Raw genomic sequence first — 19,838 nt, 5'->3', positions numbered from 1 at the left:
AAGGAGACTGAAGGTGAGCAAGGTTGGGAAGCTGCGGCTTGGCGCCTTCATGTATCCAGCTGGCCACCATGTGGCGGCATGGCGCCACCCGGACACCGCCGCCGATGCGACGACGAGCCTCACGCAGCGCATCGCATTTGCCCAGGCGGCAGAACGCGCGAAGTTCGACCTGATCTTCCTGGCGGATGGGGTCGCGGCCCATACGGATGATCTCAAATCCCTCTCCCGGACCGACGAATGGGCCGTTGGCTTCGAGCCTCTGACGCTCCTGTCGGCACTTGCCGTCGTGACGGAGCGGATCGGCCTGGTGGCAACAGCCTCCACAACATTCAATGAGCCGTTCAACCTAGCCCGCAAATTCGCCTCGCTCGATCAGATCAGCGCCGGCAGGGCCGGCTGGAACCTCGTGACCTCGTCCAATCCGCTCGAATTGGAGAATTTTGGCAATATCAGCCAGTTCGCGCATCAGGACCGCTACGCACGGGCGGAAGAATTCGCTGATGTCGTGCTCGGCCTATGGAACAGCTGGCAGGATGACGCCTTCCTGCGCGACAAGCACAGCGGCCTTTTCTTCGACCGGGAGAAACTGCATATCCTGGGTCACCGCGGACGCCATTTCCGGGTGCGCGGACCGCTGACGGTCTCGCGCTCGCCGCAGGGTCACCCGGTCGTCGTCCAGGCCGGCTCTTCCGAGGCGGGCAAGGAGTTGGCGGCCCGCACCGCGGAGGTCGTCTTCACGGCGCAGCGAACGCTCCCGGAGGCGCAGAGCTTCTATGCCGACCTCAAGGGACGGCTTGAGAAGTATGGCCGCCATCCGGATGATTTGAAGATCATGCCGGGCGTCTTTCCAGTGGTCGGGCGAAGCGAAGCCGAGGCCCGCGAAAAATTCGAGCAGATCCAGTCGTTGATCCATCCCGACGTCGGGCTGGAGCTGCTGTCGAACCTCTCCGGTGGTGTCGATCTTTCCGCCTATCCGCTCGACGGGCCGCTGCCGGACCTGAGCGAGACCGAGCGCGGCAAGAGCCGCCAGCAATTGATCATCGATCTAGCCCGGCGGGAAAATCTCACCATCCGTCAGCTCTACGAGACCATCGCCGGTGCGCGCGGCCATTGGCAGCTCGTCGGGACGGCCGAGACCATCGCGAACGAACTCGAAGAGCGCTTTAATAAGGGCGGCGCCGACGGCTTCAACATCATGCCGCCGACCGTGCCCGGCGGGCTCGACGATTTCATTGAGCTGGTCATCCCGGAGCTGCGCCGCCGCGGCCTGTTCCGCACCGAATATGAGGGCCGCACCCTTCGCGAGAACCTCGGCCTGAAGCATCCCGCTCATCGGGCCCCTCACCGCGAACCCGGCAGCCAGGCGGCCGAATAATCGAAGTCCCATCAACCAACCGGCAAAGGGCCGAGCCACGCCGGCGGCCTAACCAAGGAGCAGTCCCTCATGACCACATCAACCCAACCTCGCCCTACCCTATCCGCGCTGACGATCAAACCGGTTGCCGCGCGGATCGGCGCCGAGATCGCCGACATCAAGCTTTCGGGCGACCTTTCCGACGAGACGATAGCAGCCATCAATGCATCGCTTCTGCAGCATAAGGTGATCTTCTTTCGCGACCAGGATCAGCTCACCGATATCGAGCAGGAGCGCTTTTCCAAGCGCCTCGGCAATCTTGTTCCACATCCAACCGAGCATGTACGCAACGGCACGACCTCGATCCTTGAACTTGATTCGTCGCGCGGTGGCCGCGCCGATGCCTGGCACACAGACGTTACCTTCGTCGACGCCTATCCCAAAATCTCGATCCTGCGCGGTGTGACTATTCCCGAGGTCGGCGGTGATACGGTTTGGTCCAACACAGTGGCCGCCTACGACAGCCTGCCACCGGCACTCAAGGCGACCGCCGAACAGCTGTGGGCAACCCACAGCAATGCCTATGACTATGCCGCACAGCGCCCGCATGCGAGCGAGGCCGATCGCCGCCACTATGAAGAGGTCTTTGCTTCCACCGTCTACGAGACCGACCATCCCGTGGTGCGCGTCCATCCGGAAACCGGCGAGCGCTCACTCATACTCGGCTCCTTCGTGCAGCGTTTCGTCGGCTATTCGAAGAGCGATTCCGAGCAGCTCTACGCCCTCCTCCAATCTCATGTCCTGCGCATCGAAAACACGGTGCGCTGGCGCTGGCGAGCGAACGACGTCGCCATTTGGGACAACCGTGCCACCCAGCATTACGCCGTCAACGACTATGGCGACAGCGCCCGTGTCGTACGCCGCACCACTCTCGACGGCGACGTACCGGTGAGCGTCGACGGCCGCCACAGCGTCACCCGTAAGAAGCTAGTTCGCGACGCCATCGCCCGCGCCGCCTGACCCTCCCCTCCAGCCAGGATCCTCACTCATGAAATTCGCGCATATCGCAGCCCTGATCGGCGGCCTTCTCGCCACCGGTCCCGCGTCGGCCGAGACCCTCATCCGCATCGGTTATCCCGGAACTGGCATCGACGACCGGCCCTATGCCTATGGCGACTATGTCGCCGTGGCCAATGTGCAGAAGCTTGTCGAGGCCGAGTTCAAGGACGTGCCCGACACAAAGATCACATGGACGTTCTTCCGCGGCGCCGGCCCGGCTCTCAACGAGTCGCTCGCCGCCGGCCAACTTGATTTCGCTGCCGGCCTCGGCGATCTGCCTTCGATCGTCGGCCGCTCGCGCGGCCTTCAGACGAAATATCTGGCCTCGGCCGGGAGCCATGATGCGCTTTATCTCGCCGTACCCCCGGATTCGCAGCTCAAGACGGTGGAGGACTTGAAGGGCCATAAGGTGGCGCAGTTCCGCGGCACCAATTTGCAGATCGCCACCGACCGCGTCCTCGAAAAGCACGGCCTCGCCGAAAAAGATATCCGCTTCGTCAGTCTCGACTCGAATTCCGCCACGGCCGCGCTCATCTCGGGCAATGTCGAGGCTTCCTTCGGCGGCTCGGAATATCTGGACCTCGCCAAACGCGGCGCGGTCAAGATCATCTACTCGACCAAGAACGACGACCCGACCCTCGGGCGCAACGCGGGGCTCCTCGTCACCGCGGAGTTCGAGAAGGCCCACCCAGAGTTCACCGCCAAGGTCGTGCGCGCCTTCGTCAAGGGCGCGCGCTTCGGCTCGGATGAGGCTAATCGCCAGGCAGTCTTTGAGCTTTGGTCGAAAGCAGGCCTGCCGGTCGAAAGCTTCGAGGCCGATTTCAAAGACGAGCGCCTGGCCCACCGCCTGTCGCCTGTCGTCGATGACTTCATTATCGCGCGCTACAAAGATCAGGCCGCGCGCGCCAAAGCCTACGGCCTGATAAAGAAGGACGTCGACATCGACAGCTGGTTCGAGACCAAGTACCTCAAGCAGGCCCTGGTAGACCTGAAGCTCGAGAACTACTGGTCCACCTTCGACGCGAAAGGCCGGAAAGCGACCGAGGGCGAAGTCGAACACACCAAAGCAGCGAGCAACTGAGATGGGCGCCGGCCACCGCGCGGCCCAGACTGGCGATGGGGACAGCACCGCCGGTTTTGCTCCCAATCGGGGCAGCATGCTCCCGGCTGCCGGCATCCTGGTTCTTGGTCTGGTGGTGCCGTTGGGCCTTTTGACGGCCTGGACGGTGGCAGCTCTCCTAGGCCAATTGCCGGAGCAGATCCTGCCGCCGCCCTGGGTCGTGTTCGACACCTTGTTGGATGGCATCCAGGACGGCTCGCTGCTTTCCAGCACGGTCACCAGCCTTGAGCGCGTCGCGGAGGGATTTGCTGCGGGCGCGCTGGCGGGCCTGGTGTTCGGCACCGCGGTTGGCCTGTCAAAGACCCTTCGCGACTTCCTCGATCCGCTGTTCCTGGCCCTCAGCCAGGTCCCGACCCTCGGCTGGATGCCGATCATCATCCTGATAGTCGGGATCGATGAAGGCCTGAAGATCATCGTCATCGGCTGGTCAGCCTTCATTCCAGTCGTACTGAACACCTCCCAAGGCGTGCGCGACGTTCCGGAAGCCTATGTGGAGCTTGGCCGCGTCCTTTCGTTCAGCCGATGGTCGAAACTTACGATGATCGTGCTGCCTTCCGCCGTGCCGTCAATCTTCACAGGGCTGCGCGAAGGCCTTGCCAACGGCTGGCAGACCCTGGTTGCGGTAGAGCTCATCGCATCGTTCGAAGGACTCGGATACCTGATGGCCTATGGCCGTCAGCTCTTTCAATTGGAACTCGTTCTTTCGGCCATGATCGTCGTCGGCCTCATAGGATTGGTGATCCATGGCCTGCTCACGCTTGCCGAAAACCGTCTGCAACGCTGGCGTCCGGAGACCGCACGATGAGCCTGATCACGATTATGGGTCTGGAGCGGCTGTCGCACAGCGTTCCTATCGCCCCGCCGCCCTTCCGCTCTATCGGCCGACATCTGCGACCGCTTGCCTTACCGATTACGCTGCTCGCGATTTGGGAGTTGCTCGCGCACGCCGGCGTTGCTGACGCGCGTTTTGTGCCGCCGCTCGAAGCGGTGGTGGCCCGTGGCATTGCAGAGTTCGGCGCCGGCGGCCTTGGCTTCAATCTACTGGCGAGCCTGGAGCGCGACCTGATTGGTTTCGCCTGTGGCAGTGTGGCCGGGATCACGCTTGGTTTGGCGATCGGGTTTTCCCGCATCATTGAACGCCTGCTCGGGCCGGTGCTGCTGGTACACCGTCAGATCGCCCTGTTCGCTTGGGTTCCCCTCATCTCGATGTGGTTCGGCGGCGGCGAGGCCGGCAAGGTCGTCTTCATCGCGCTCGCGGCGTTTCAGCCGGCCCTGATCAACACCTGGCAGGGAGTGTCCGGCATTCCGCGGAGCTATCGCGAGCTTGCCGACGTCCTGACCTTCGGCTGGTTCGACTTTGCCTGGATCATCGCCATCCCGGGTGCGCTGCCGCAAATCTTCACGGGCCTGCATTCGGCGCTGATTTACGCCTGGACCGCTACGGTGGGCGCCGAGCTTCTGCTCAACATCGCACCCGGTCTCGGCGGGCGCATGAACGAGGGCCAGCACCTGTTCCACATGGATCTACTGTTGCTGTGCATTCTGCTGCTCGGTGGCGTCGGCGTGGTCTTCAATGTCGTCGCCGGCGCCGTGGAGCATCGCCTTTTGCGCTGGAGGATCCCATGAGCGACCCTGTGGCCACGCCCGAACGGGGACGTGGCCAAAGCCACGCTTTGGAGATTGCTGACGTCAGCAAGAGGTTCAGGGTCGCCGGCCGGCAGGTCCAGGCCCTGTCGCATGTCCATCTTGCAGTCGGCGAGGGCGAGTTCGTCAGCATCGTGGGATCGTCGGGGTGCGGCAAGTCCACTTTGCTGCGGCTGGTCCTCGGCCTCGACACTGATTATGACGGCGAGATCCGGGTCGATGGACAGAGGGTGGAACGGCCGGGTCTCGATCGCTCGATCGTTTTTCAGGAGCACAGGCTTTTGCCCTGGCTCAATGTCGAGGCCAATGTGGCGGCGGCGCTGCGCCAAAGCGGGCTGGCCGCGGCTGAGCGGGGGCAACTCGTTCGCGACCATCTGCATCTCGTCGGCCTCGAGCAATTTGCCAAAGCCTATCCTGCCCAATTGTCCGGCGGCATGGCGCAGCGTGTGGCGATCGCCCGGGCGCTTGTCACCAAGCCGCGCTTTCTGCTGCTCGACGAGCCCTTCGGGGCCCTTGACGCTCTGACCCGACTGCGCCTGCAGGACGAACTTCAAAGAATCGTCCGGAACGAGGGCACGACCGCCGTGCTCGTCACGCACGACGTCGATGAAGCAGTCTACCTTGGAGATCGGATCGTCGTCATGCATCCCCATCCCGGGCGGATCGCCACGATCCTACCCGTCACCGACGCAGTCTCCCGCGACCGCTCCGATCCGAATTTCATTGGCCTTCGCGACGAGGTTTTGTCCCGCCTCGGCGTGTCGCGAACCGGAAACGATGCTGCCGCCGAAGTTCGCCGCAGCGCCTGACCGCCGGCACCTCTCAAAGCGGCTCCCACCCTCGCTGAACAGGGAGGGTCGCAGTCCTGGCCAGCAACGGAAAAGACGAAGTCGACCAGCAGGAGCTCCTCGCCTCGAAGATGCGATTTGCGGAGAGCCTCAGCCAGCCGCGTAGAGCCGCGAGAGCACCGGAAGAAAGGTCGGGCCCTTCTTTGTCAGGAAATCGCGAAACGCTTCCAACGCCGGTGTTGGGGCACGGTCCTGCCGAACCACCGAGAACCATTGCCGGCGGATAGGAAGGCCAATCACGTCAAGTGCTGCCAGCCTGTCACTGGCGACCTCATATGCGACAGTGTGGGCCGAAATGAAGGCAACCCCCAAGCCGGCCATTACCGCCTGCTTGATGGTTTCGTTGGAGTCCATTTCTGTACCGGGATCATCAAGCCGGCCCGGAATGTCTCGCATGAAATGCTCAAAAGAGACCCGCGTCCCGGAACCTGGTTCGCGGACGATGAAATGCTCCTGCGCGATGCGCGCCTTGGTTATGTCGCGCTGCCTCGCCAGTGGGTGATCAGGCGCAGCCACGATCAACAGCGGATGATCGCCGAACACGCGCCCGTCGACCTGAATGTCCGGCGGCGGGCGTCCCATCAGCGCGACATCGAGCCCATGGTTCTTCAGCTTGGCGATCGTCTGCTCGCGGTTGCCGACAATCAGCTTAATGTCGATGTCGGGATGCAGCTTCTTGAAGCCGGCAATGATCTGCGGCGCAAAGTACTTGGCGGTCGAAACCGCACCGACCACAAGTCGACCGCGCCTCAGCCCCTTGATCGCGTCGATCTCCTCCCGCAGGAGGCGCAATCGTTCTTCAATTGCCAGCGCCGCCTCGACCACGGCAATCCCTGCGTCAGTCGGACGCATACCGTCCGTTGCCCTTTCGAAGAGCTGCGCTCCGCATTCTTCCTCCAACTGACGCAACTGCAATGTCAGAGCCGGGCCGGTCAGCCCCAAGCGATTGGCAGCGTTCACTATTTTTCCCTCCGCGTGTATCGCGCAGACGGTACGAAGCTGGCGGAGGGTGATGTGTTTCATTTCGCGAGATAAGCAAAATTTACTGCGTTCGTAAACAGATTAAAGTTTACTAACCTGCCATCACACGCCTCCATAACCCCATTCCGCTCGGATCACCGACGGATGGGAGGGGAAAATGAGTGCACCGTCGCTCGAGGCTTTTCTGGCATCGCATGGAAGGGCCGGTTACAGGTCCGACGTGCTTTCGATCCTGGCGGCACTCGCCTCCGCCGCGCTCAAGGTCAACAACAGCATTCGATCAGGGAAGCTTGGGACTGCCCCTTGCGGCTCTCCCGAAATAAGAAACGCCGACGGAGACATTCAGAAGGATCTCGATATCCACGCAGACGAGACTTTCCTGAAATCATTGCACAATGTTCCCGTGCTGTACGTGCTTTCTGAAGAGCGCTCAGCGCCGGTCATGCTCGACCCGAATGGCCGCATCGCACTGGCAATTGACCCGCTCGATGGTTCTTCCAACATCGAGGCGAACGTGTCGATTGGCACGATCTTTTCACTCCTGCCGGCAACTGCTGCGGCAGCCAGCGCACCTCCCGAGGGGGTGTTTCTGCAGCCTGGAAGCGCCCAGCTTGCCGCAGGGTTCTTCGTCTACGGACCACAGCTCCTTCTGGTTCTCACTCTGGGAAAAGGAACGCACATATTCCTGTTCTCGCCGCAGCTCGGTACCTTTGTTCAGACGCATGAGAGCATCCGGATCGCCGAGCGGACAAACGAATTTGCCATAAACACATCCAACTACCGTCACTGGGACGAAGCGGTCCGGCTCTATGTCGACGACTGCTTGAAGGGCGAGGATGGCCCACGCGGCCGCAATTTCAATATGCGGTGGATCGCATCCCTGGTGGCGGAGGCCTACCGGGTCCTAATCCGCGGCGGTGTCTTCCTGTACCCAGGAGACGCGCGAGCGGGCTATGGCAATGGCCGTCTCCGACTGGTCTACGAAGCGAACCCGATAGCTATGCTTGTCGAGCAGGCTGGCGGCTGCGCCACCGATACGGTCAACCGCATCCTGGATATCACCCCGGCAACTCTTCATCAGCGCGTGCCGCTGGTTTTTGGCTCGGCCAGGGAAGTCGAGCGCGTCGGCCGCTATCACACCGAACCCAGCGCCATTGCCGAACGCTCGCCGCTGTTCGGCAACCGCGGCCTGTTCAGGGCGTAACGGGAGCAGAAAGATGTCGGCCAAGCATCCCGTCATTTCCATTACAGGCTCCTCAGGCGCCGGTACAACCTCGGTCAAGCGCATATTCGAGCAGATCTTCCGGCGCGAGAATGTGTCGGCAGCCTTCATCGAGGGCGACGCCTTTCACCGCTATGACCGCGCGGGAATGAAGGCCAAAGTCGCCGAGCAGGAGAAGATAGGCAATCCAAACTTCACCCACTTCCATGCTGAGGCGAACGAACTGGAGACGCTGCAGGAGATCTTCGAGGAGTATGGCAGAAGAGGCTCGGGAAGGACCCGGACCTATGTCCACGACGACGAAGAGGCCAAGCTCTACGACTGCGCGCCGGGATGCTTCACGCCTTGGCGCGAATTCGAGCCAACCGACCTGCTCTTCTATGAGGGCCTGCACGGCTGCGCCGTCACTGAAAAGGTGGATCTCGCGCGCCATGCGGATCTGAAGATCGGCGTCGTTCCGGTCATCAACCTCGAATGGATCCAGAAAATCCATCGCGACCGCTCGACCCGCGGCTATTCCACGGAAGCGGTCATGGACGTGATCCTGCGCCGCATGCCGGACTACACGCGCTACATCGTCCCGCAGTTCTCGCTGACCAACATCAACTTCCAGCGGGTGCCGATCGTCGATACCTCGAACCCCTTTATTGCGCGCTGGATCCCCACGCCCGACGAATCGATGCTCGTGATCCGCTTCGCCAACCCGCGCGGTATCGATTTTCCCTACCTGCTGTCGATGATCCACAACAGCTTCATGAGCCGCGCGAACTCGATCGTCGTGCCTGGCAACAAGCTCGATCTCGCCATGCAACTCATCCTGACGCCGCTGATCCTGCAACTGATCGAGCGCAAGCGCCGGGCTTCGTGAGGAGGAGGCAAGCCATGAACGACCATGCAAGGACCACCGGTTCAACGTTCATCGATGCGAGCGAGCAGGAGATGGCGAATGCGATCCGGGCTCTCGCCATGGATGCTGTCCAAAAGGCCAATTCCGGGCACCCCGGCATGCCGATGGGCATGGCGGACGTCGCCACGGTGCTGTTCAACCGTTTCATCACTATCGATCCGTCGCGCCCCGATTGGCCGGACCGCGACCGTTTCGTTTTGTCTGCCGGCCATGGCTCGATGCTGCAATATGCGCTGCATCACCTGGTCGGCTACCCAGACATGCCGATCGGTGAGCTGCAGCGTTTCCGCCAACTCGGCAGCCGCACCGCCGGCCATCCGGAATACGGCCACGCGCTCGGCATCGAGACCACGACGGGGCCGCTCGGACAGGGAATCGCCACCGCCGTCGGCATGGCACTCGCGGAACGCATGCTGGCGGCGCGCTACGGCGCGGACCTCGTCGACCACTACACCTATGTCATTGCGGGCGACGGTTGCCTCCAGGAAGGCATTAGTCACGAGGCGATCGACCTCGCCGGCCATCTCCGGCTGTCGAAACTGATCGTGCTGTGGGATGACAACCGCATTTCCATCGACGGGCCGACCTCCCTCGCCACCTCGATGGACCAGCCGGCGCGCTTCGGCGCCGCCGGCTGGAATGTTAGCGCCGTCGATGGGCATGACGCGGAAGCCGTCGCGGCAGCGATCGAGCAGGCGCGACGGTCGGACAAGCCCTCGCTGATCGCCTGCCGCACGGTGATCGGCAAGGGTGCTCCCAATCTCGGCGGATCGGAAAAGACACATGGCGCGCCGTTGGGCCTGGCCGAGATCGAGGCGACGCGCGCCAACATCGGCTGGACATATCCGCCCTTCGAACTGCCCGGCACTGTGATGCGCGCCTGGCGGGCCGTGGCCATTCGCGGCCAAGCGGCACGGACAGCCTGGGAGCGCCGTCATCAGAGCACGCCGCAACGCGAGGCATTCGACCGCGCAATCGCCGGCGAGGTGCCTGCGGCGGTATTTGAGGCCCTGGCGTCTTTCCGGTCCGAGCATTTCGAGAAGGCAACCAATGTCGCCACTCGCAAGGCGTCAGAAATGGCGCTGTCGATCATCAACGCAGCGACCGATCTCCCGGTCGGGGGCTCCGCCGACCTCACCCACTCCAATCTGACGATCACCAAGGACATGGGCAAGATCGCGCCGGGCACATTTGCCGGGCGCTATGTCCATTACGGCATTCGCGAGCACGCCATGGCGGCGGCGATGAACGGCATTGCCCTGCATGGCGGCTTCGTTCCCTATGGCGGCACCTTCCTCTGCTTCGCCGACTACGCGCGCGGCGCGATGCGGCTCTCGGCCCTGATGGGGCAGCGTGTCGTCTACGTCATGACCCACGATTCGATTGGGCTGGGCGAGGACGGCCCGACGCACCAGCCGATCGAACATCTGGCGATGCTGCGCGCGACACCGAACCTCAATGTCTTCCGTCCGGCCGACATCATCGAAACCGCCGAATGCTGGGAGCTGGCGCTCAAAGCCAAAGACCGGCCGAGCGTCCTTGTCCTGTCGCGCCAGAACCTGCCAATGCTGCGCACGATGGCTCCTGGGGCCAACCGCTCGGCCCGGGGCGCCTATCTGATGCGTGAGGCCGTGGGTCGGCGTGACGTGACGCTGGTTGCCACCGGCTCCGAGGTCGAGATCGCACGTGCCGCGGCCGACTTGCTTCATGAGCGGCACAATGTCCGCGCGGCACTTGTGTCCATGCCCTGCTGGGAACTGTTCGAGGAACAGGACAGCGCTTATCGCGCCGAAGTCCTGGGCAAGGCACCGCGCATCGCAGTCGAGGCAGCGGCCCGGATGGGCTGGGACCGTTGGATCGGCGAACGGGGCGACTTTGTCGGCATGATCGGCTTCGGCGCAAGCGCGCCGGCCACCGACCTCTACAGACATTTCGGAATTACGGCCGAGGCGATTGCCGATGCCGCCCTCGCGGTCACGCAGAAGGATTGAGGCCTTGCCGATAAGAGTTGCAATCAACGGGTTCGGGAGGATCGGCCGCAACATCCTGCGCGCCATCCTGGAATCTGGCAGGACCGATGTCGAGGTCGTCGCCATCAACGACCTCGGCCCAGTCGAGACCAACGCGCATCTGTTGCGCTACGACAGCGTCCACGGGCGCTTCGCGGGCCGGATAGCGATTGATGGCGACACGATACAGGTCGACGGCCGGGCTCCGATGCGGGTCACCGCCTTGCGTGACCCGGCGCAGCTTCCTCACGCCGAGCTCGGTGTCGACATCGCGCTCGAATGCACCGGCATCTTCACGACGCGGGACAAGGCGGCAGCGCATCTGGCCGCCGGCGCGAGAAAGGTGCTGGTGTCAGCGCCCGCCGACGGCGCCGACCTGACCGTTGTCTACGGGGTCAATCACGACAGCATAACGGCGGACCACGTCGTCTTATCCAACGCGTCCTGCACCACCAATTGCCTCGCCCCGATGGCCAAGGTGCTGCATGAAGCCATCGGCATCGAGCGCGGCTTCATGACGACCATCCATTCCTACACCGGCGACCAGCCGACGCTCGATACGATGCACAAGGATCTTTATCGCGCCCGCGCGGCAGCCCTGTCGCAGATCCCGACATCGACGGGGGCCGCCAAGGCGGTCGGGCTGGTGCTGCCCGAACTGAAGGGCAAGCTGGACGGTGTCGCAATCCGCGTGCCCACACCCAACGTCTCGGCGGTGGACTTCAAATTCGTGCCGTTGCGCCCCACGAGCGTGGAGGAAGTCAACGCGGCGATTGTCGCGGCTGCGCAGGGACGGATGGCCGGCATCCTCTCCATCGTTGACCAGCCGCTGGTCTCGTCGGACTTCAATCACGACCCCGCCTCCTCCTCCTTCGCTCTCGACCAGACCAAGGTCATCGATAGGCGACTGGTGCGGGTCATGTCCTGGTACGACAACGAATGGGGCTTCTCCAACCGCATGGCGGACACGGCCGCCGCGATCGGCGGCGTGCTGTGAGCGGCCTCGTCGATATCCGATCCGTCGACGTCGCCGGCCGGCGCCTTCTGGTCCGGGCGGACCTCAACGTCCCGCTGCGCAACGGCATGGTTGCGGACGCCACACGCGTCGACCGCTTCGCGCCGACCGTGAGCGATCTGGTGGCGCGCGGCGCCAGGGTGGTCGTCATGACGCATCTCGGCCGCCCCGCCGGAGAAGCGAACCCTATCTATTCGGCCAGGCCGATCGCCGATCGGCTGGCGCGCGCCAGCGGTTATCCCGTGACCTTCGTGCCGGATTGCGTCGGCACGGTCGCCGAGCACGCGGCATTGCACCACGAGGCGGGCACCATCCAGCTTCTCGAGAACCTTCGCTTCCACCGAGGCGAAGAGGAGAACAGCCGGTCCTTTGCCCTGCGCCTGTCAGTCAACGGCGACATCTATGTCAACGACGCGTTCTCCTGCGCCCACCGGGCGCATGCTTCCACCCATGCCATCGCCCGATTGATGCCGGCCTTCGCCGGACCTTCTCTGCTGGCCGAAGTGGCGGCGCTCGAGACGGCGCTGGAGAACCCCGTGCGTCCTGTGGCCGCGCTGGTAGGCGGCGCCAAGGTGTCATCGAAGATCGCCATCCTGGAGCAGCTCGTCCCGCGGATGGATCACCTCATCATCGGCGGAGGCATGGCCAACACGTTCCTTGCCGCGAAGCGGCTCGACATAGGCCGGTCCTTGCATGAGCGGGACTGTATCGGAATCGCCCGGACAATTATGGCCAAGGCCGCGGAAAGCGGATGCCGGATCCTGCTGCCCGACGCCGTGGTCGTGGCGCACGACTTGAACGACACGGCCGCTCCCCTCGAAGTCCCCGTCAACGCGATCCCCTCCGACAGGATGGCGCTCGACGTGGGCGGTGCCACGGTCTTGCGTATAGCCCGCGTGCTGGAAGATTGCAGGACCCTGCTTTGGAACGGCCCGCTCGGCGCTTTCGAGATCGACCCGTTCGGCAGGGGCACATTTGCGGTGGCGCGCTACGCCGCCGAGCTCGTCCAGGCTGGCCGGCTCACCGTCATCGCCGGAGGCGGCGACACCGCCGCGGCGCTGTCTGCGGCCAGGGTTGCCGAACGCATCACCTATCTCTCGACTGCCGGAGGCGCCTTTCTCGAATGGCTTGAAGGACGCAGCCTTCCCGGCATCGAGGCGCTGCGCAACAAGGTTCCCAACATGGAGATCGCCTGATATGGCCAAGATAACGCTTCGCCAGCTCCTCGATCACGCCGCCGAGCACGGTTACGGCGTGCCCGCCTTCAACATCAACAACATGGAACAGGGCCTCGCCATCATGGAGGCGGCCAGAGCCTGCGACGCGCCGGTGATCATCCAGGCCTCGCGCGGCGCCCGCTCCTATGCCAACGACATCATGCTGGCCAGGATGATGGAGGCGTTGACCGAGATCCATCCGGCCATTCCGCTGTGCATCCATCAGGATCACGGCAACAATGAAGTCACCTGCCTTTCGGCGATCCGCCACGGCTTCACCTCGGTGATGATGGACGGGTCGTTGATGGCGGACGCCAAGACTCCGGCGAGCTACGACTACAACGTCGCCATCACAGAACGCGTCGCGCGCATGGCGCATTGGGTCGGCGCTTCCGTCGAAGGCGAGCTCGGCGTGCTCGGCTCGCTGGAAACCGGCCGGGGCGAGGCCGAGGACGGTCACGGCGCAGAGGGCGCGCTATCGCACGATCAGCTTTTGACCGATCCCGATCAGGCGGTCGACTTCGTGACCGCCACCCGAGTCGATGCGCTGGCGATCGCCTGCGGCACCTCCCACGGCGCCTACAAGTTCACGCGCAAGCCGGACGGCGACATCCTGGCCATGCAGGTGATCGAGGCGATCCACGAGAAGCTGCCGAACACGCATCTGGTCATGCATGGTTCGTCCTCCGTGCCGCAGGAACTGCAGGACATCATCAACAACTATGGCGGCGAGATGCCCCAGACCTTCGGCGTTCCGGTCGAGGAGATCGAGCGCGGCATCCGCCACGGCGTGCGCAAGGTCAACATCGACACCGATTGCCGCATGGCCATGGCCGGGCAGTTCCGCCGCGTCGCGACGCAGGATCCGCGCGAATTCGATCCGCGCAAATTCCTGAAGCCCGCCATGGACGCCTTGCGCGACCTTTGCCGCGATCGTTTCGAACGCTTCGGCACCGCCGGCAACGCCTCGAAGATCAAGGTCATCGCCATGGACGAGATGGCGAAACGCTACGCCGCGGGAAAACTCGACCCGCAAATCGCAACCGCCAAAGCCGCCTGAGCGGCGGTCCGCCAAAAAAGGAAAGGACCAGCGTCATGCCCAACAAATCCGAAACCGTGACCGGCAAGGACCGCTACAAATCCGGTGTCATGGAATACAAGAAGATGGGCTATTGGGAGCCCGACTACGAGCCGAAGGACACCGACATAATCGCGGTGTTCAGGATCACGCCGCAGGATGGTGTCGACCCCATAGAGGCCGCGGCAGCCGTCGCCGGCGAATCCTCGACCGCAACCTGGACGGTGGTCTGGACCGACCGGCTGACGGCGACGGAAAAATACCGCGCCAAGGCCTGTCGCGTCGATCCGGTGCCGAACGCGCCCGGACAGTATTTCGCCTATATCGCCTACGACCTCGACCTGTTCGAGCCGGGTTCGATCGCCAATCTTTCGGCATCGATCATCGGCAACGTCTTCGGTTTCAAGCCGTTGAAGGCACTGCGGCTGGAAGACATGCGTTTTCCCGTCGCCTATGTGAAGACCTTCCAGGGTCCGGCGACCGGCATCGTCGTCGAGCGCGAGCGCCTCGACAAGTTTGGCCGCCCGCTGCTCGGCGCCACCGTCAAGCCGAAACTCGGCCTTTCCGGCCGCAACTACGGTCGTGTCGTCTACGAGGCGCTGAAAGGCGGGCTCGATTTCACCAAGGACGACGAGAACATCAACTCGCAGCCCTTCATGCATTGGCGCGAGCGTTTTCTCTACTGCATGGAGGCGGTCAACAAGGCGCAGGCCGAGACGGGCGAGATCAAGGGGACCTATCTCAACGTCACCGCGGCCACCATGGAGGACATGTACGAGCGCGCCGACTTCGCCAAGGAACTCGGCTCCAACATCGTCATGATCGACCTCGTGATCGGCTACACGGCAATCCAGTCGATGGCGAAATGGGCGCGCAGGAACGACATGATCCTGCACCTGCATCGCGCCGGCCATTCGACCTACACGCGGCAGAAGTCGCACGGCGTCTCCTTCCGCGTCATCGCCAAATGGATGCGGCTTGCCGGCGTCGACCACATTCATGCCGGCACCGTCGTCGGCAAGCTGGAAGGCGACCCGGCGACGACAAAGGGTTACTACGACATCTGCCGCGAGGACCATAACCCGATGAAGCTGGAGAACGGCATCTTCTTCGACCAGCATTGGGCCTCGCTCAACAAGCTGATGCCGGTGGCGTCCGGCGGCATCCATGCCGGCCAGATGCATCAGCTCATCGACCTGCTCGGCGAGGATGTGGTGCTGCAGTTCGGCGGCGGCACAATCGGCCATCCGATGGGCATTGCTGCCGGCGCCACGGCCAATCGCGTTGCCCTCGAATGCATGATCCTCGCCCGCAACGAGGGCCGCGACTATGTGCGGGAAGGGCCGCAGATCCTGGAGAACGCGGCCAGGAACTGTCTGCCGCTGAAACAGGCGCTCGAGACCTGGAAGGATGTGACCTTCAACTATGCCTCGACCGACACGCCGGACTTCGTTCCGGTGGCAACTGCAGCCGAATAAGGAGAACAGCCATGCGCATCACCCAGGGAGCCTTTTCCTTCCTGCCCGACCTGACCGACGACCAGATCCGCGCGCAGGTGCAGTATTGCATCGACAACAAATGGGCCGTCAGCCTCGAGGTCACCGACGACCCGCACCCGCGCAACGTCTATTGGGACATGTGGGGCCACCCGATGTTCGACAATCCCGACGCGGCGGCGCTGATGATGGAGCTGAACGCGTGCCGCAAGGTCTATGGCGACCGCTATATCCGCGTCGTCGCCTTCGATTCCTCGCATGGCTGGGAGTCGGTGAAGCTCTCCTTCATCGCCAATCGTCCGGCCGAGGAACCCGGCTACCGGCTCGAGCGGCAGGAGGCCTCGGGCCGCATGATCCGCTACACCACCAAGCCCTACGCCGCCGACAAGCCGGCTGGAACGAGGTACGGCTGATCGTCGGGACAAGAGGAGAATGCCATGTCGGCGCCAGCCTTTGCCGAAACGGAAGTGCCTCAAGCCGTCACGCCAGCGGCGATCGATCTGCGTGAGGAATTCGAAACTTCCGGCGTCAAGGACGTCCTGGCCGAGCTCGACCGCGAGCTAATCGGGCTCGCCCCGGTCAAGAGACGCATCCGCGAGACGGCGGCGCTCCTGCTGGTCGAACGGGCGCGCCGCCGCATGGGCCTCGCCCATGAGACGCCGACACTGCATATGAGCTTCACCGGCAATCCCGGCACCGGCAAGACGACCGTCGCGCTGCGAATGGCCGACCTGCTGCATCGGCTGGGCTATATCCGCAAGGGCCATCTGGTTTCGGTTACCCGCGACGACCTGGTCGGCCAATATATCGGCCACACCGCGCCCAAGACCAAGGAGATCCTGAAGAAGGCGATGGGCGGCGTGCTGTTCATCGACGAGGCCTATTATCTCTATCGCCCCGAGAACGAGCGCGATTACGGCCAGGAGGCGATCGAGATCCTGCTGCAGGTGATGGAGAACCAGCGCGACGACCTTGTGGTGATCCTCGCCGGCTACGCGCAGCGCATGGACCGCTTCTTCGAAAGCAATCCGGGATTCCGCTCGCGCATTGCCCACCACATCGACTTTCCCGACTATTCCGACGACGAGCTTCTCAGGATCGCGGAACAAATGCTCGACCAGCAAAATTACCTGTTCGACACGAAGGCAACCGCCGCAATGGCCGACTACATCGCACGCCGCCGCGCGCAGCCGCATTTCGCCAACGCCCGCTCGATCCGCAACGCGCTCGACCGGGCACGGCTGAGGCAGGCCAACCGCCTGTTCGAGAGCGCCAACGGACCGCTCGACGCAAAGGCGCTGTCGACGATCTCGGTCGAGGACATCACAGCCAGCCGGGTGTTCGCGCTAAATCCTGGGGAAGGAGACAGCAAATGACCGGGAAGACCATCATCGCCCCTTCCGTTCTGTCGTGCGATTTTTCGCGCCTCGGCGAGGAGGTGGAGGCCGTCTCGGCAGCAGGCGCCGACTGGATCCATCTCGACGTGATGGACGGGCATTTCGTGCCCAACATCACCTTCGGCCCGCCGGTGATCAAGACAATCCGCGATCGAACGGACAAGGTCTTCGACTGTCATCTGATGATCGCGCCGGCCGATCCCTATCTGGCTGCTTTCGCCGATGCCGGCTGCGACATCATTACGGTGCATGCCGAGGCCGGGCCGCATCTCGACCGTTCGCTGCAGGCGATCAGGAGCCTCGGCAAGAAGGCCGGCGTGTCGCTGAATCCGTCGACACCGGAAAACATCATCGAATACGTTCTCGACCGGCTCGATCTGGTGCTTTTGATGACGGTCAATCCGGGTTTCGGCGGCCAGGCCTTCATTCCGGCGGTCATCGACAAAGTCAGGCGCGTCAAGGCGCTCATCGGCCAACGTCCGATCGACATCGAGATCGACGGCGGCGTCACGCCCGAAACGGCTCCCCTGGTTACCGCGGCCGGCGCCAATGTGCTCGTCGCCGGCTCCGCTGTCTTCAAGGGCGGTACTGCCGACGCCTACCGAACCAATATAGCCGCGATCCGCCACGCCGCCGACAGGGTGGCCGCAAGGGAACCGGCATGAGTCTCGCAGTAAAGGACATCGAAGGCTCGTCGCTTCGCGCCGTCTTCTTCGATCTCGACGGCACACTCGTCGATTCCGCTCCGGACATTGCGGCGGCCGTCAATGAATTGATGGCAGGTTTTGGGCTGGCGCCGCATTCATTGGAAGCTGTCCGCGGCATGATCGGCAACGGAATCGGGGCACTGGTGGAGCGTGCATTCGCCACCCATGGCGTCGCACTTTCGCGTCAGGAATTTCGCGAGCGCCACGCGACGATGATCGACATCTATGCCGACAATCTCACCCGCTTGACCACGCTCCGGCCCGGGGCTGCACAGGCCCTGTCGGCTGCCCGCAAAGCGGGATTGCGGACAGGCGTGGTCACCAACAAGCCAGAAGGTTTCTCGCGCATTATTCTGTCGCGTTTCGATCTGCTGGCGGAACTGGACGTTGTGATCGGTGGCGACAGCGGCTACCCGAAAAAGCCGTCCCCCGAGATGCTGTTGGCCGCGTGCAGGAGCTGCGGCTGCGATGCACACGAGGCGATGCTCGTCGGCGACAGCGCGGCTGACGTGCTCACGGCCAGGGCAGCGGATATGGCGTGCACCATCGTGCGGGGCGGCTATACGTCCGTCGCGCCAGAGGGGCTCGGCGCAGACGTCGTGATCGACCGGCTCGATGAACTCGAAGCGAGGTTCTTCGCGGCCTGCAAGGCCCAATAATGCCGATCCGCGCGATTGTCTTCGACGTTGACGGCACGCTGTCCGAGACGGAAGACTTGCACCGCCGTGCTTTCAACCAGTCGTTCGCGGAGCACGGCCTAAGCTGGAATTGGGATAGTGCCCTTTATGCTGAACTGCTCGCAGTAGCGGGCGGGCGCGAACGCATTATCGCCTATAGCCACAGGATGCAGTGCCAAGTCGATGCTGCCGCCCTGCACGCGCGCAAGACGTATCTGTATAACCGGGCGATCCGGGAGGGCGCCATCGCTCTGCGCCCGGGGGTGGAGGGCTTGATCGATCACGCCAGACGCAAGGGTCTTTTGCTCGCAATCGGGACGACGACAAGCAGGGTGAACGTGATGTCGCTCCTTCAGTCAACTCTGGGCGATGAGGCACCTCGACTTTTCGCAACCATCCGGACAGGTGAGGACGTCAAAGCCAAGAAGCCGGATCCTGAGGTCTATCGTTTGGTGCTGTCAGATCTCGACTTGGAAGGTTCGCAATGTCTTTGTATCGAGGACTCCAGAAATGGGCTTCTGGCCGCACGCGGCTCAGGCATGCGCACCATCATCACCCCCAGCCAGTTCAGCTGTCATGAAGATTTTAGCGGTGCCGATCTGATTTTGCGCAATCTGGCGATGCCATGGTCATCGGCAGAGTTCCGTCCTTACACGTCCCTGATAGCCCAGCCGATCGAGCTCAGTCGTCTGCTTACGCGTGAACGAGCTTAAGGGAAGATGACACCTTATCTCGGCAGCCTGCCATCGCCGCCGACGAGGGAGCCTGCATGCGAGACGTCTTGGTAAGCAGCTACTCTCTGCAAAGGTAGTTCTTGCGGGCGTAAAACGAAACACAGACTCGAAAGCTGACACCGGTGGAGCACGCAACGCAAGCAGGCCAATCATGGGATCGACGCCGTGGGTGCGGCCCGTCACACTGATTTTTGCTGTGAATGCGTCGTCACTGGTGTCGCGAGAGATTAGCTCCGGACAGACTGCATGTGGTTGGCCCGACACCGGGCGAATGGTATGCCGAAGTAAATGGGCGAGACTTGTCCGATCGCTCTCCTTCCAATTGGCAAGCGAAAGCTATTTTGGAGGCGAAGGAGACGCGATGATTGTAGCG

19 protein-coding genes are annotated in these 19,838 nt (G+C 63.1%); 18 read left to right on the top strand and 1 reads right to left on the bottom strand.

The features are described 5' to 3' along the window. The first annotated feature begins 49 nt into the window (after positions 1–49). From ABID26_RS23135 to ABID26_RS23110, 6 genes are all read left to right on the top strand, one after another. A complete protein-coding gene (locus ABID26_RS23135; RefSeq protein ID WP_354416792.1) occupies positions 50–1,375 on the top strand; it encodes an LLM class flavin-dependent oxidoreductase in 1,326 nt (441 codons plus the stop codon). Positions 1,376–1,444: 69 nt separating this feature from the next. Further along, positions 1,445–2,374 (top strand): TauD/TfdA dioxygenase family protein, encoded by a 930-nt coding sequence (locus ABID26_RS23130; protein WP_354416688.1) that lies wholly within the window; start codon positions 1,445–1,447, stop codon positions 2,372–2,374. A 28-nt stretch (positions 2,375–2,402) separates the two neighbouring features. Continuing rightward, positions 2,403–3,494, top strand: a complete 1,092-nt coding sequence (locus ABID26_RS23125; protein ID WP_354416686.1) for an ABC transporter substrate-binding protein — start codon at positions 2,403–2,405, stop codon at positions 3,492–3,494. 76 nt (positions 3,495–3,570) lie between these two features. Next, entirely contained in the window at positions 3,571–4,338 is a 768-nt protein-coding gene (locus ABID26_RS23120) for an ABC transporter permease (protein WP_354416684.1), read from the top strand. Continuing rightward, complete coding sequence (locus ABID26_RS23115) at positions 4,335–5,159, top strand: ABC transporter permease (RefSeq protein ID WP_354416682.1); 825 nt, start codon at positions 4,335–4,337, stop codon at positions 5,157–5,159. Before ABID26_RS23120 ends, ABID26_RS23115 begins: the two co-directional genes overlap by 4 nt. Next, positions 5,156–5,986, top strand: a complete 831-nt coding sequence (locus ABID26_RS23110) for an ABC transporter ATP-binding protein (protein WP_354416680.1) — start codon at positions 5,156–5,158, stop codon at positions 5,984–5,986. Before ABID26_RS23115 ends, ABID26_RS23110 begins: the two co-directional genes overlap by 4 nt. 129 nt (positions 5,987–6,115) lie before the next feature. On the opposite strand, the gene ABID26_RS23105 is transcribed toward ABID26_RS23110, so the two are convergent. Further along, entirely contained in the window at positions 6,116–7,048 is a 933-nt protein-coding gene (locus ABID26_RS23105; protein WP_354416678.1) for a LysR family transcriptional regulator, read from the bottom strand. A 115-nt stretch (positions 7,049–7,163) separates the two neighbouring features. Between ABID26_RS23105 and ABID26_RS23100 the strand changes: the two genes are divergently transcribed. Genes ABID26_RS23100 through ABID26_RS23045 form a run of 12 tightly spaced genes read left to right on the top strand, consistent with a single transcriptional unit; the run spans position 7,164 to position 19,444 of the window. Next, positions 7,164–8,210 carry a class 1 fructose-bisphosphatase gene (locus tag ABID26_RS23100; RefSeq protein WP_354416676.1) on the top strand — a complete coding sequence of 349 codons (1,047 nt, stop codon included), beginning with the start codon at positions 7,164–7,166 and terminating at the stop codon, positions 8,208–8,210. Between the two features lie 13 nt (positions 8,211–8,223). Beyond that, on the top strand, positions 8,224–9,096 hold the full coding sequence (locus tag ABID26_RS23095) for a phosphoribulokinase (protein ID WP_354416675.1): 873 nt from the start codon (positions 8,224–8,226) through the stop codon (positions 9,094–9,096). Positions 9,097–9,110: 14 nt separating this feature from the next. Continuing rightward, a complete protein-coding gene (gene tkt / locus ABID26_RS23090; protein WP_354416673.1) occupies positions 9,111–11,126 on the top strand; it encodes a transketolase in 2,016 nt (671 codons plus the stop codon). Between the two features lie 4 nt (positions 11,127–11,130). Further along, on the top strand, positions 11,131–12,141 hold the full coding sequence (gene gap, locus ABID26_RS23085) for a type I glyceraldehyde-3-phosphate dehydrogenase (protein WP_354416672.1): 1,011 nt from the start codon (positions 11,131–11,133) through the stop codon (positions 12,139–12,141). Further along, complete coding sequence (locus tag ABID26_RS23080; RefSeq protein WP_354416670.1) at positions 12,138–13,355, top strand: phosphoglycerate kinase; 1,218 nt, start codon at positions 12,138–12,140, stop codon at positions 13,353–13,355. The genes gap and ABID26_RS23080 overlap by 4 nt, the downstream gene beginning before the upstream one ends. A gap of 1 nt (position 13,356) precedes the next feature. Then, complete coding sequence (gene fba / locus ABID26_RS23075; protein WP_354416668.1) at positions 13,357–14,436, top strand: class II fructose-bisphosphate aldolase; 1,080 nt, start codon at positions 13,357–13,359, stop codon at positions 14,434–14,436. 35 nt (positions 14,437–14,471) lie between these two features. Continuing rightward, positions 14,472–15,932, top strand: a complete 1,461-nt coding sequence (locus ABID26_RS23070) for a form I ribulose bisphosphate carboxylase large subunit (protein WP_354416666.1) — start codon at positions 14,472–14,474, stop codon at positions 15,930–15,932. Positions 15,933–15,943: 11 nt separating this feature from the next. After that, positions 15,944–16,363 carry a ribulose bisphosphate carboxylase small subunit gene (locus ABID26_RS23065; protein WP_354416664.1) on the top strand — a complete coding sequence of 140 codons (420 nt, stop codon included), beginning with the start codon at positions 15,944–15,946 and terminating at the stop codon, positions 16,361–16,363. Positions 16,364–16,387: 24 nt separating this feature from the next. Then, positions 16,388–17,326, top strand: coding sequence for a CbbX protein (cbbX, locus tag ABID26_RS23060; protein WP_354416662.1), 939 nt, complete (start codon positions 16,388–16,390; stop codon positions 17,324–17,326). Continuing rightward, positions 17,323–18,012 (top strand): ribulose-phosphate 3-epimerase, encoded by a 690-nt coding sequence (gene rpe / locus ABID26_RS23055; protein WP_354416660.1) that lies wholly within the window; start codon positions 17,323–17,325, stop codon positions 18,010–18,012. Before cbbX ends, rpe begins: the two co-directional genes overlap by 4 nt. Continuing rightward, positions 18,009–18,713: a phosphoglycolate phosphatase gene (gph, locus tag ABID26_RS23050; RefSeq protein ID WP_354416658.1), complete on the top strand. Its 705-nt coding sequence runs from the start codon at positions 18,009–18,011 to the stop codon at positions 18,711–18,713. Before rpe ends, gph begins: the two co-directional genes overlap by 4 nt. After that, entirely contained in the window at positions 18,713–19,444 is a 732-nt protein-coding gene (locus ABID26_RS23045) for an HAD-IA family hydrolase (RefSeq protein ID WP_354416656.1), read from the top strand. The genes gph and ABID26_RS23045 overlap by 1 nt, the downstream gene beginning before the upstream one ends. Positions 19,445–19,838: the final 394 nt, after the last annotated feature.

The sequence above is a fragment of the Mesorhizobium shonense genome (genome assembly GCF_040545255.1).
GTDB classification, from domain to species: Bacteria; Pseudomonadota; Alphaproteobacteria; order Rhizobiales; family Rhizobiaceae; genus Mesorhizobium; species Mesorhizobium shonense.
This window is presented reverse-complemented; position numbering and strand designations above follow the sequence as displayed.

Bases quoted from the DNA above. Each gene is read 5' to 3' on its own strand.
- rpe (WP_354416660.1), top strand. From the start codon at position 17,323: ATGACCGGGAAGACCATCATCGCCCCTTCCGTTCTGTCGTGCGATTTT.
- ABID26_RS23100 (WP_354416676.1), top strand. From the start codon at position 7,164: ATGAGTGCACCGTCGCTCGAGGCTTTTCTGGCATCGCATGGAAGGGCC.
- ABID26_RS23120 (WP_354416684.1), top strand. From the start codon at position 3,571: ATGCTCCCGGCTGCCGGCATCCTGGTTCTTGGTCTGGTGGTGCCGTTG.
- ABID26_RS23105 (WP_354416678.1), bottom strand. From the start codon at position 7,048: ATGAAACACATCACCCTCCGCCAGCTTCGTACCGTCTGCGCGATACAC.
- ABID26_RS23045 (WP_354416656.1), top strand. From the start codon at position 18,713: ATGCCGATCCGCGCGATTGTCTTCGACGTTGACGGCACGCTGTCCGAG.
- tkt (WP_354416673.1), top strand. From the start codon at position 9,111: ATGAACGACCATGCAAGGACCACCGGTTCAACGTTCATCGATGCGAGC.
- gph (WP_354416658.1), top strand. From the start codon at position 18,009: ATGAGTCTCGCAGTAAAGGACATCGAAGGCTCGTCGCTTCGCGCCGTC.
- ABID26_RS23070 (WP_354416666.1), top strand. From the start codon at position 14,472: ATGCCCAACAAATCCGAAACCGTGACCGGCAAGGACCGCTACAAATCC.
- ABID26_RS23095 (WP_354416675.1), top strand. From the start codon at position 8,224: ATGTCGGCCAAGCATCCCGTCATTTCCATTACAGGCTCCTCAGGCGCC.
- ABID26_RS23130 (WP_354416688.1), top strand. From the start codon at position 1,445: ATGACCACATCAACCCAACCTCGCCCTACCCTATCCGCGCTGACGATC.
- fba (WP_354416668.1), top strand. From the start codon at position 13,357: ATGGCCAAGATAACGCTTCGCCAGCTCCTCGATCACGCCGCCGAGCAC.
- ABID26_RS23065 (WP_354416664.1), top strand. From the start codon at position 15,944: ATGCGCATCACCCAGGGAGCCTTTTCCTTCCTGCCCGACCTGACCGAC.
- ABID26_RS23115 (WP_354416682.1), top strand. From the start codon at position 4,335: ATGAGCCTGATCACGATTATGGGTCTGGAGCGGCTGTCGCACAGCGTT.
- cbbX (WP_354416662.1), top strand. From the start codon at position 16,388: ATGTCGGCGCCAGCCTTTGCCGAAACGGAAGTGCCTCAAGCCGTCACG.
- ABID26_RS23125 (WP_354416686.1), top strand. From the start codon at position 2,403: ATGAAATTCGCGCATATCGCAGCCCTGATCGGCGGCCTTCTCGCCACC.
- ABID26_RS23135 (WP_354416792.1), top strand. From the start codon at position 50: ATGTATCCAGCTGGCCACCATGTGGCGGCATGGCGCCACCCGGACACC.
- ABID26_RS23110 (WP_354416680.1), top strand. From the start codon at position 5,156: ATGAGCGACCCTGTGGCCACGCCCGAACGGGGACGTGGCCAAAGCCAC.